Source organism: Streptomyces sp. NPDC054975, from assembly GCF_053609105.1.
This window is the reverse complement of sequence record NZ_JBSGWV010000087.1, coordinates 1-10793: the sequence shown is the minus strand read 5'-3', so window position 1 is coordinate 10793 and position 10793 is coordinate 1. Positions and strand designations below refer to the sequence as shown.

The 10793-nt window shown below is 68.4% G+C and carries 11 protein-coding genes; 5 read left to right on the top strand and 6 right to left on the bottom strand.

Annotation, left to right across the window (positions count from 1 at the left end; genetic code table 11):
- The 3 genes from ACWF79_RS34250 to ACWF79_RS34240 form a co-directional block, all read right to left on the bottom strand.
- Positions 1 to 1521, bottom strand: a 1521-nt coding sequence (locus ACWF79_RS34250; protein ID WP_453732080.1) for an IclR family transcriptional regulator domain-containing protein, incomplete at its 3' end; no start/stop codon positions are given.
- Positions 1522 to 1619: 98 nt separating this feature from the next.
- Positions 1620 to 2300: an RNA polymerase sigma factor gene (locus ACWF79_RS34245; protein WP_453732079.1), complete on the bottom strand. Its 681-nt coding sequence runs from the start codon at positions 2298 to 2300 to the stop codon at positions 1620 to 1622.
- Between the two features lie 557 nt (positions 2301 to 2857).
- The gene (locus ACWF79_RS34240; protein ID WP_453732078.1) at positions 2858 to 3874 is read right to left on the bottom strand and encodes a DNA polymerase Y family protein; all 1017 of its coding nucleotides are present in this window, start codon (positions 3872 to 3874) and stop codon (positions 2858 to 2860) included.
- Positions 3875 to 4223: 349 nt separating this feature from the next.
- Between ACWF79_RS34240 and ACWF79_RS34235 the strand changes: the two genes are divergently transcribed.
- On the top strand, positions 4224 to 4433 hold the full coding sequence (locus ACWF79_RS34235) for a transposase (RefSeq protein ID WP_453732082.1): 210 nt from the start codon (positions 4224 to 4226) through the stop codon (positions 4431 to 4433).
- Positions 4434 to 5298: 865 nt separating this feature from the next.
- On the opposite strand, the gene ACWF79_RS34230 is transcribed toward ACWF79_RS34235, so the two are convergent.
- Complete coding sequence (locus tag ACWF79_RS34230; RefSeq protein WP_453732077.1) at positions 5299 to 6264, bottom strand: alpha/beta hydrolase family protein; 966 nt, start codon at positions 6262 to 6264, stop codon at positions 5299 to 5301.
- A gap of 167 nt (positions 6265 to 6431) precedes the next feature.
- Here ACWF79_RS34230 and ACWF79_RS34225 point away from each other — a divergent pair, with 167 nt between their 5' ends.
- Together ACWF79_RS34225 and ACWF79_RS34220 are read left to right on the top strand one after the other, a co-directional pair.
- Positions 6432 to 7028: a TetR/AcrR family transcriptional regulator gene (locus tag ACWF79_RS34225; RefSeq protein WP_453732076.1), complete on the top strand. Its 597-nt coding sequence runs from the start codon at positions 6432 to 6434 to the stop codon at positions 7026 to 7028.
- A 307-nt stretch (positions 7029 to 7335) separates the two neighbouring features.
- The gene (locus ACWF79_RS34220; RefSeq protein WP_453732075.1) at positions 7336 to 8409 is read left to right on the top strand and encodes an ISL3 family transposase; all 1074 of its coding nucleotides are present in this window, start codon (positions 7336 to 7338) and stop codon (positions 8407 to 8409) included.
- Positions 8410 to 8442: 33 nt separating this feature from the next.
- On the opposite strand, the gene ACWF79_RS34215 is transcribed toward ACWF79_RS34220, so the two are convergent.
- On the bottom strand, positions 8443 to 8817 hold the full coding sequence (locus ACWF79_RS34215) for a hypothetical protein (RefSeq protein ID WP_453732074.1): 375 nt from the start codon (positions 8815 to 8817) through the stop codon (positions 8443 to 8445).
- 226 nt (positions 8818 to 9043) lie between these two features.
- Here ACWF79_RS34215 and ACWF79_RS34210 point away from each other — a divergent pair, with 226 nt between their 5' ends.
- Positions 9044 to 9406 carry a hypothetical protein gene (locus tag ACWF79_RS34210; protein WP_453732073.1) on the top strand — a complete coding sequence of 121 codons (363 nt, stop codon included), beginning with the start codon at positions 9044 to 9046 and terminating at the stop codon, positions 9404 to 9406.
- 23 nt (positions 9407 to 9429) lie between these two features.
- Positions 9430 to 9798, top strand: a complete 369-nt coding sequence (locus ACWF79_RS34205; RefSeq protein ID WP_453732072.1) for a DUF6233 domain-containing protein — start codon at positions 9430 to 9432, stop codon at positions 9796 to 9798.
- Here the strand turns inward: ACWF79_RS34205 and ku are convergent.
- Positions 9795 to 10685, bottom strand: coding sequence for a non-homologous end joining protein Ku (ku, locus tag ACWF79_RS34200; protein ID WP_453732081.1), 891 nt, complete (start codon positions 10683 to 10685; stop codon positions 9795 to 9797). The genes ACWF79_RS34205 and ku overlap by 4 nt on opposite strands.
- Positions 10686 to 10793: the final 108 nt, after the last annotated feature.

Below are 10793 nucleotides of genomic sequence, written 5' to 3'. Positions count from 1 at the left end.
TTCGGGCTCGGATGGTGGCCCAGGCGTGGGCATGGTGCTGGAGGTTGGGTTGGTGGCGAGGACCAGGGCGAGGAGGAGGCCGGTGGAACGGTCGCTGAGGGCCTGCGCGGCGTCCAGAAGCCGGTGGTGTTCGGTGACGGGGAGGGAGAGGGCGACCGAGCACGCCTGGCCGGCCAGGGGGAGGGAGATCGCGACGCATACCTCGGCGTCGCTGTACTCGAGGACGTCGAAGTAGGGGCTCTGGGGGCCGTACTGGTCGATGGCGTCGATCAACTGCCCGGTGTTGGTGATCGTCCTGCGAGTCAGGGGCTTGGGCCGGTGCCGGGAGAGCAGGTCGGCGCGGTCGGCGGGGTTCAGTTGTGAGAGCAGGCTCTTGCCCACGGCGCTGGCGTGGGGGGTCTCCTTGAAGTCGACAGTCACGGTGACCTGTGGGGCCTTCGGGCCCCAGGCGCTGTGAGGGATGGCGATTTCTCCGTCGGTGTACGTGCTGAGATAGATCGCCGCACCGGTGTCATCGCGCACTTGGTCCAGGACGCTCTGAAGAACGGAGTTACCGCGCGCGATCTCGGTGAGAAGGGGGCCACAGCCGTGGGTGTGCTCGTCCAGAGGGCGGCTGAGGCTGTTGGCGGCCAGCCATGACAGCAGCGAGGCTGCTCCTTCCGGCGTGATCCCGGCAGTGCGGGCGACCGCCGGGATGTCGGCGGATCCGGTTTCCCGGATGAGCTGCAGGACGTCCAGGACCCGCAGGGAGTCTTCCCATTCCGCCGGAGCGTGGTCAGCCCGGCCGAGGGCTTCTCCGGGGCGGGCAGGCGGCGGCATCCACAGCCTCGATGTCTCTGTGCGGCCCGCCGGTACGGGCAGGTGAGCCGGGGGAGGGGCGTCGACCGGATGGGGGACCGCTGCCGTCGCTGTCGCATCCGTGCCAGAGTCCACTGTGTTCTGACCGGGCTGGTCCTGTGCTCCGAAGTCGGGAGTCTCGGTTTCTGAGTCAACAGGGCTGGTGAGTGCCCACAGCGCTCTGGCCAGGCGCGAGGTGGGCACAGGGATGTCACCCAAGTCCTCGTGCTCGTGGCGTTCGGCGTAACGGATGGCCTGGTGCAGGCCTCGGCGCATCTGTTCGGGCAGTGAGGGGCTGTCGCGCCAGCTGGGCCCGGTATTGCGTTCCGGCTGGGGGTTCAGCGCCGCAGTCAGCCGGTCGCGCCACAGTTCCTCGTCGTGTAGTTCGGCGCGCCGTTTGTGGTCGAGCATCAACAGGTAGGCGGCTTCGAGCTCGCCCGCACCGGCCGCGAATTCCCACCAGAATGAGGCGGCTTCGTCGCGTACGAGGTGGAGCAGGCAGCCGAAGGCCGTAGCACCAGCAGTGGTAAGGCCGTGGTCGGCGGCGAACAGGGCGATCTTCCGGATGGCTGCGGCGTCGAGCATGACGCTTTCGCACAGGGCATCGAGTTCCCGTCCCGCCTCCTCCCCGGCCGCGACACCGGAGTGCTCCTCCAACGGGTGCCGACAGGCAGCCGACGCCATCAGACGGCCGTATGCGGCCGGAACGTCGTACCGCACCCGTGAGCTGTTCTCGCTCTGGGCGCCCGTGTCGAGCAGCCTTGACGTGTGCGCCTGGCTCATCACTTCCGCCCCCGTCCAGCGTGTGTGCCAAGACGCCGCTTCAACCGGGCCCTGGCCCGTTTGAGGTACATCCGCGCCGATTCCTCCTTGATCCCCATCAACTCGGCGACCTGGCCGATCGGCAGGCCCAGCGCCTCCAGCACCAACGCCTCCTGCTGGCGATCGGGAAGCTCCCTGATCTCGCCCTGGAGACTCATCAGGTCCACGACCTCTGTGCCCGGATCCCCTGCAGGATGCCGGTCGAGGGCCCCTTGAAGCCGCTCGTCGTCGACCGGCTCGATGCGACTGCCCTTGCGGTACAGGTCGGCAATCCGGTTCTTCAACACCCGCCACGCGTACGCGGCGGGAAACTCCATCGCCATCACCTTGGGCCAAATACGCACAACGACTTCGAAGGTGCTGTGCACGGCATCCTCGGCATCGAACCGGCTCGGAAGCTTCCCATCCGCATACAGGAGAAGCTTCTCCGCGTACTCCTGGTGGAACCTCCTGAAACCCTCCTCCTGCTCGGGAGTCCAATGCTCCGGAGCTCCTTGCAGCCGGGGTAGGGGCACCGGCACGCTGCCAGAATCACCGCGCACGCCGGCGACGCCGGATGCTGGCTGAATCGGGAGACTGCCCCAAGCGTCGCGCGTAAAGCCGGCCGGGTCACCGTGCTCGGCGGTGCCCACCTCGCTCACCGGCCGCCTCCGCAACCACCGCATCTGCGGCCCCGGCCCACCGCGGGAGCCACTATGCGACCGTGAGACGGCCCGCCGATCCGTTCCGGGCCGGCGGATGACAGCGGTGGTTGGCCTGCGGCCACCGGCGGCGCAGCGTGCAGCTGCACGTGTCCTCCTAGGAAGGTCAAGCACCGTACGTCCCTTCACGGCACTGGAGGCGGGTGCCTCTGTGAAGGACAGCGCTCGGGAACCCGCTACGGGTACAGGTGAACCGAAACGAATTTCAAAACGCAAAAATGATCAGAGGTTGAGCAAAGAGAAACGGATTGAGAGCTCACTCGTGCAGATGCGGCACCCGATGGAGCCAGCCCGAGCTAGCAGCTGACCGATGACCTGGACGCACTGTGGAGCTGGTGGGAGCGGGCACAACCCGGATTTGAGGAGCACGCAGACCAGGTGGCTGAGACTGCCTCTCTGCTGGCGGACGTCGTCGCAAGTGCGGGGGCTGGGCTTCGTTCACCTACCTGGCCTGGTTCGCGGACAGTTCCGGCGTCGGCCGTCGGCCGTCGGCTCGGTCAGGTCGGTGTGGTCCTGCGGGTTCGTCGGTAGGCGGCCGCGGCGCCGGCGGCGGTGGGTCCGTAGCGGGCGCGGGCGCGGTCGAGTGCGGTTTCGAGGTCGCGGGCTTTGTCGTCGCGGGTGTCGAGGGTGAGTTGGTGGGTGGCGGTCTCGGCGGATTGGAGCCGTTCCGCTCGTACGATCAGGGCGCGGACGCGGGCGCGCTGGAGACCGAGCGAGGCGAGGAGCTCGCGGCCGGTGCTGGCGAGCGCGAGGGTGTGGGCGGTGGGTTCGGTCAGGGTTCGGGTGCGGCTGGTTGTGGTGCGGTCGGCGTAGGTGACGTTGAGGGTGAGCGCGGCCGCGATGCTGTGGTCGTGGCGGAGTTGGGCGCCGAGTTGTTCGACGAGGCCGAGGACGGCCCGGTGGTGTTGCTCGGGGTCGAGTTCGTCGCGGTCGAAGCGGTGCGTGCGGGAGAGGGACTTCGGGGCGGTGGCGGGGATGACGGGACGGTCGTCGATCCCGAGCGCCCGGTCGTGGGCCTGGCGGCCGGCGGCGGTGCCGAGGATGCGTTGCAGGGTGGCGAGCGGGGTGTCTGCGATGTTGCCGACGGTTCGGATCCCGAGGCGGTCCAGGGCTCGGGCGGCCGCGGGGCCGATGCCGGGGAGCGCGGCTGCCGGCCGGGGCCGCAGGAAGGCGCCGATGTCGTACGGGGTGTTGCCGACGATGGTGGCGGCGCCGGGCGGGGTGATCGCGGCCGCCATCGCCGCGATCATCCTGCTCGGCCCCGCGCCCGCGCTGGTCTGGACGCCGTGGAGGGCGAGCGTCCTGAGCCGGATCACACCCACGAGCCCGGCCGCGTCCTGCCGCCAGTACCTCAGGGCCCCGGTGAGGGAGACATCGGCGGAGAAGTCGGCCGGGTGCGCCTCGACCTGCGGGGTAATGCCTTCGAGGAGAGCCAGGAGCTGCTCGTAGAGGCCTGCATCGGGTTCGGGAAGGTGGAAGTAGATGCGCATCAGGGTGCGGGGGCTGGTGGTCATCCCGCGCTCCCGGGGCTGGTGTGGCCGAGCTTGTTGAGGTCGGCGGATCGGGTGCCGGCAGGCTGAAGGTCGGCGTAGGGGTGCAGGCGCGCGCCGGCGGTGCCGTTCGTCAGCGTCCGGGCCGGTGACACGACCAACTCGGCCGCTCGGACTTGGGATTCCGGCACCTTCCGCCGTGACGTGGCCGGCCGCACGAGGGCTTACTGGCACGCCAATGAGCTAATCGTCGAGAAGGCTCGGCGGGGCACGCCACCGCCTCGGCCATAACCGGGTCCATCAGGAACAGCATGTCTGCACGAGGGGCGGCTGGCCCGGCTTCCAGCGCCTCGGTGGGCTCTACCATCCCGATATCGACACGGTCGATGCCAGCCAACTGCCCGGGCTCACCGGCTTCGCACTCCACCTGCGTCGAGACCTCGACGCCGTGACCGCTGGCCTCACCCTGGGCTGGAGCTCCGGCAGCATCGAAGGCGCCGTGAACCGCATCAAAAAGATCAAGAGACAGCTCTACGGACGAGCCGGCTTCCACCTCCTTCGGAAGATGATCCTGCTGCAGTAGCCCGGAAGCAGGCTCTTGCCGTTGGGGCTTCGGCGGGCTAGAACTTCGTGTGATCACTTTTGTGTGTGCCGCCTGCGCCCGCCCTCTGACCAGGGCTGTGCAGCTGTCCGAGACCCTGGTCAGGCCAGAGTTCGACGGGCGAATCGGACCCGACGGGTATCGCCGGGCCCCGGCCACAATGCATGCGGGGCTCTATGCTCTGGAGCCCGAGCCTTGGGGAGCCCCGTTCCTGCCGACCGACGAACCCGTCGCAGTGTTTCCCGGCGGGCCTTGTGTCGGCGATCCGGACGGAGAGGGGTTCCTGACTTCCGCAGGTCCCCGAAACACGATCGTCCTCCATCCCGACGACGCACCTAACTTGCTGCCCGGCCTTGAGGGAGATCACACGGGCTGCTGCGGCTGGCATGGACAGAGTGGCCTGAACCGGCTGTGCCCATGTGGCGCTGCGGTAGGAACAGAGATCAGCGAGTGTTACACCGCGTACGAACTCCACCTCGACCCAGCACAGGTCCACGCCCTGGACGCCAGCACCGTCAAAGTTCAGTGAAGCAGAGCAGTAGGTGTGGAGCCCGTTATCGAACGCCACGATGACTCTCCGCGACGGCTCCCCAAGATCCGTGCCGGAACCGAGTATTGGCAGCAGTTGTTCACCGGTTTGAGCAGCGTCTGCGGTCAGCTGCGATTCGAACAGTGCAGGAGTCTGGGTAGCGCCGCAGCAGCCGATCACGGCTGAGGGCCCTGGCGCCGAGGCACTTCACACCGTGGTGACTGATTGTCCGGACACCGTCGTCGAGATCAGCCTGCCGACTGCCCCCTGCACCCGATGGCGCGGGCCGTCCAACGAGGGACGTGGCCGTCGGGGGGCTTACTTGGATTCGACTCGCCCGACCGGGTCGGGGCCGGTCGTCAGTGCCTCGCACGCGGTCTGCCAGGTGTTGTCGCCGGGGTGAAGCTGGGTGCGGAGGTAGGCCGCGGTGAGCCGGGCGAGGGCGGCGACTCGCTCAGGGTTCTCGTCAGTGGTCTCGGCGGCGTCGTATCCGGCGATCCCGCCGAGTCCGTGCTCCGCGTCGAACAGGGTGAGCAGGGTCTTGGGTTCGGGGGCGAGGTTGTAGGGGTCGGCGTGCCAGTCCGGTCCCATGTCCGTGAAGTGCCGGGAGTCGTCCTTGTCGCCAGCGACGACCAGCGTGGGCGCGGTCATGGTGGAGAAGTCGACGGCGCCGATGATCGGCCACTGCTCGGCCATGGGCCCGTTGAGGGCGTCGCCGCCCCTGCCGGGCGCGGCGAGCAGTACGCCGGCCTTGATCCGGGGCTCGACGAGGTGCACCACGTTCCCGGTGTCGGGGTCGTTGAGCCCGGCGCCCAGCAGGAGGGCGGCGGTGAAGCCGCCGAGCGAGTGTCCGGCGATGGCGACCTTGGTGTGGTTGATCCGTCCCGCGAGCTGCGGCACGGTGCGCTCGATCGTGTCGAGCCGGTCGAGGATGTGGGTCATGTCCTCGGCGCGGGAGCGCCAGAAGTCGGGTGCGCCGGGTGCGCCGGCGACCAGGTGGCTCAGTGTCCTGGAGGTGAGGTGGGTGGGCTGGACGACGGCGAATCCGTGGGCGGCCCAGAAGTTGGCGAGCGGCGCGTAGCCGTTGAGCGAGGAGAGGTGATTCGAGGGGCCGTGGCCGTGGGAGAGGAGGATGACGGGGAGGCTGGTTCCGGTCGCGGGGGCGGAGACGCGCACCTGGAGGTCCACGGGACGTCCGGGCACGGGTAGGACTACGGGGCTGAACGACAGGACCGGGGCGGGCGTGGCCAAGGCGTCGGCATTGGTGGTGGCGGATGTGCTCACGATGTGGGTTCCTTTCGGTGGCACCTGCCGCCCTCCGGTCTCCTGCGACCGGCGACGGACAAGGCGGTCAGGGGCATCACGCTTCGGCTAAGCTGAAGCGGAGCGCTGTTCCATTTAGTATCCGGAGCGCTGATCCGTTTTGTCAATCGGTGACGAAGGAGTGCGTGATGGCCACCGACAGCCCTGCAGGGGAGTTGCCGTCCCGAGGTAAGCGGGCCGACGCCCAGCGCAACCGGCAGACGGTGCTCACTGCTGCCGCCGAGGTGTTCGTCACCTCTGGCGTCGACGCGCCAATCCGCCAGATCGCGGCCCGGGCGGGCGTCGGGATGGCCACGATCTACCGCCACTTCCCGACCCGGGCGGATCTCGTCACAGCCGTCTACCGCCACCAGATCGAGGCATGCGCCGAAGCCGGCCCGAACCTGCTGGCCAGTGCCGACTCCCCGCTCGACGCGCTGCGCCAGTGGATCGACCTCTTCGTCGACTTCCTCGTCACCAAGCACGGACTTGCCGACGCCCTGCAGTCCGACAACGACCGCTTCGCCGCTCTGCACGCCTACTTCCTGGACCGCCTGCTGCCCGTCTGCGCCCAACTGCTCGACGCTGCGGTCGAGGCCGGCGACATCAGGCCCGGTACGCAGCCGTACGAGCTGATGCGCGGCATCGGCAACCTCTGCATCGGACACGACAACGACCCCCGCTACGACCCCCGACGCCTGATCACTCTCCTCCTACAGGGACTCCAGCGACCTCACGCGGGCTGATGCCGACGAGCAGCATCGCGCCCTGGTCCCTCCGCGCTTCCACCCGATCGGAGCGGCGCCTCTCAACAGCCGGAGACGCCGACAGGCAACAGCGCCTCTGAGCTGGTGCTCCCACTTCTCATGAACATCGAACACGACACCATCAGAACGCTGCTCAACGCCGTGAACATCCGCTGCCGTAACTCGGGTTCTGGCTCAACTTCTGTGACGCGGCCACGCTGAGTGACGACTGGGCGTCCCCGGGCAGTAGGTGAAGTCGCCCGAAAATGAGCCGTGGTCATGGCGGTTGGGATGACAGTTCAGGGCCGTGGAAGAGATCGTGCTCCGGTTGAAGGAGCTGTTGTTCCCATCAATCACGGACGTCGCGGTGCTGTCGGTGGACATGAGCATCGCGATAGTGCGCGTCGACGCCGAATGCACTGCGAACGGTGCCGCTTGCCCGGCGTGCCAGGTCTGGTCGAACCGGGTTCATGGTTCCTACCTGCGGTTTCCCACTGATGTGCCGAGCGCCGGACGAAGCGTTGTTCTCCAGCTGAGGGTCCGCCGGTTCGCCTGCGGGAACTCGGAGTGCGCACGCCGGACCTTCGTCGAGCAGATACCCGGCCTGACCCGTCGACACGGTCAGCGGACCGAGCAGCTGCTCGCGACGCTGGCCTCGGTCGGTCCAGCCCTGGCGGGCCGGGCCGGCGCTCGCCTGAGCTCCGTGCTCGGGGTCTCCGTCAGCCGGAGCACCGTCCTGCGCCTGATCGACGCCCTTCCCGAGCCGGAGATGCCCACCCCGCGTGTGGTCGGTGTCGACGAGTACGCCACCCGCAAGGGCCGCCACCACGGCACCGTTCTCGTCGACGTCGAAACCCGCCGTCCTGTCGACCTACTGCCCGACCGGGAGGCATCGAGCCTGGCCGCCTGGCTCGCCGATCGGCCCGGCGTCGAGGTCGTGTGCCGAGACCGGGCGCCATTCTTCGCCGAGGGCGCCAGCGCCGGTGCACCGCAGGCCGTCCAGGTCGCGGACCGGTGGCATCTCTGGCACAACCTGAGTGAGGCCGCCGAACGGAGCGTCGCCCAGCACCGTCGCTGCCTCCGCGCTCTGACCCCCATAGTTCCTGAACCTGGACCCGATCCCGAGGCCGTTCCGGCCGCAGACTCGTCAGGTTCTCCTTGGCCGCGCGGACATCGATTCGCCGATCGGACCCGGGCCCGGCACGTCGCCGTCCACACACTGCTGAAGGCAGGGCACAGCCGGCGCTCGGTGCAGCGGCAGCTTGGGATGACCTACCGCACCGTCAAGCAGTTCGCCGACACCGCAACGCCGGAAGAGCTGTTCACCGGCCAGTGGCAGAACCGGCTCAAGGCCATCGAGCGGGACACGGACGTAGCCTAATAAGCTACTTCACAGACGTGGCCGGGAGCTTGGTCAGTCGTCTTCGAGTCGCTGGAAGACCGCGGTGAACTCGTCGGTCTCGATCAGCCCGGCGATCACGTGGGTCATGCTGTCGATGCCGGGATCCCTGACGATCAAGCCGTCCGAGACCCAGAAATAGCGGCCGCCGAGAGCCTCGCCGCTTTCTGCCCACGTCTCCATCAAGCGTTCGACCTCCGCGACCGTGAACACGGTCGCGGTCCAACGGGAGCCGTCCTTAAGGTCCACGAAGACATCGACATTGCACACCGAGTCCAGGTCCTCGTCCGGCCTGGGCAGGAACGATGCCTCGAAGGCGTCGGTGCGAACCCGGTACCACGGCTCGTCCCAACCTCGTTCGACCGATCCGGGCGATGCGCTACGACTCATCGTGCGAGTGTCTCCGGCCAGCCTAACGATCTCAACCAGGTTCCTCAGCCGTGCTGCTTCCCGCGACCTAGCTGGGGACGTTCATCCGTACGCGGCTGGGGAGCAAAGGTCGTACGCCGACAACAGCCAGCCTGTCTCGGTGACACCTACCGTGCTTCGGCATATAGGGGGAGGCCCTGGAGGCGTAGCCAGCCTACCGCGATTCGAACAGGAGTATGATTCTGGTGTGAGCGACACCCCCTTCCCGAATGACCTCATCGAGGCGCAGCGCGACCTTCACCAGGCCCGCGCCGAGTACGCCGCGCTGTGTCGGACCCTGCCGTGGTCCGTCGAGCCGATGCCCGGCTGGCCCGGTGAGGTGCACCCCCATACCGGCGTGGTGACCGGCGGCCGGGAGGACAGCCCCGGCTGGACCGAGGAGCAGCAGGCGGAGCATGCGCGGCTGCTCGCCCTGGTCCGCGATCTGTCGATCACGGTCTCCGCCCACCCCTACTGGCAGACCCAGGAGGGCGGCGAGGGCGTGGTCGAGGCCCGCATGGCGCTGAAGCATCACCCCGACGCCGTGCTGCCTCTCGTCGAGGCGGCGTAGAGGGGGCGGTGGCCGTGCGGGACATGCCGATATCCGAGCGCCTGGAGAAGAAGCGGGCCGTCCTGGCCTGGCTCGACTACCAGCGCAACGAGCTCCGGCGCGAGATCCGCGACCTTGAGGTGCAGGAGCGGGAGCAGAGTCGGCGGGTGGCGGTGGCGCGGGCCGAGATGATGTGGCGGATCGAGCCCTCCCGGGTCCCGGGCGGTGAGCCAGTCCTTCACCGTGGCGGTTGCGGTATGTCCAGCAAGAACGCCGCGCTGCTCAGCCGTGACGAGGTCATGGCCCAGGGGGAGCGGACTCCGGCGATGGAGATGTGCGAGGTCTGCTCGCCGTGGGGGAGTCTGGGGTTCGAGAAGCCGTGGGCCCGGAAGCGTAGCGGCGAGATGTCCTAGGAGGCGCGCTTCCGCGTGGTCTTCTTCGCCGTGGTCTTCTTGGCGGCCGTCTTCTTCGCGGGCGCCTTCTTGGCGGCGGGCTTCTTGGCCGTGGCCTTCTTCTTCGGCGCGGGCATCTCGTGCACGGTCGCGTCCCCGCCACCGGTCTCGCCGCGGGCTTCCTTGGCCTTCGCCACGGACTGCTCCAGGGCGGCCATCAGGTCGACCACCTGTCCGGCCGGCTCCGCCTCGGTCGTCGGCATGGCAGGCCGGTGGCCCTCGGCCTTGGCCTCGATCACCTTGTGAAGCGCCTCGGTGTACTGGTCGGTGATCTCTGCGGGGGCGAGGTCGGCCAGGCTTCCCACGGACATGGCCTCCATGAGGGCGACCGCCCCGTCGATCTCGTGGTCGCTGACGTCGACCGTGCCGGGGGCGAGCTCGCTGGGGTCGCGTACCTCGTCGTCCCAGCGCATCGAGTGCAGGACGAGCGCGTCTTCGATCGGGCGGACCAGGCCGAGGCGCTCGCGGCCGCGCAACGCGAACTTCGCGACGGCCACCTTGGAGTTTCGGCCGAGCGCCTGGCGCAGCAGGGTGTAGGGCTTGGCCGCCACCTGGCCGTCAGCCCTGATGTAGTACGACGCCTCCCCGATGTGCCGGGGGTCGATCGACTCCCAGGGCACGAAGGCCACGATCTCGATCGCCTTCGCGGTCGGCAGGGGCATTCCGGCGAGGTCAGCATCGGTGATCGGGACCAGCTGGTCCTTGCTGATCTCGTAGCCCTTGCCGATCTCGGCCTCGGTCAGCTCCTGGCCGTCGAGCTCGCAGACCTTGCGGTAGCGGATCCGGCCGCTGTCCTCCAGGTGGATCTGCCGGAAGCTGACGGAGTGGGACTCCGTCGCGGTCTCCAGCTTGCACGCCGTTCTTATCTAGATCTCGTCTCCATCTGTGCAGGTCATGAGCCATCGACCTTTGAGGGACGTGCGGTCAGGCGCGTCAATGCAGTGGGTCAATCGCCA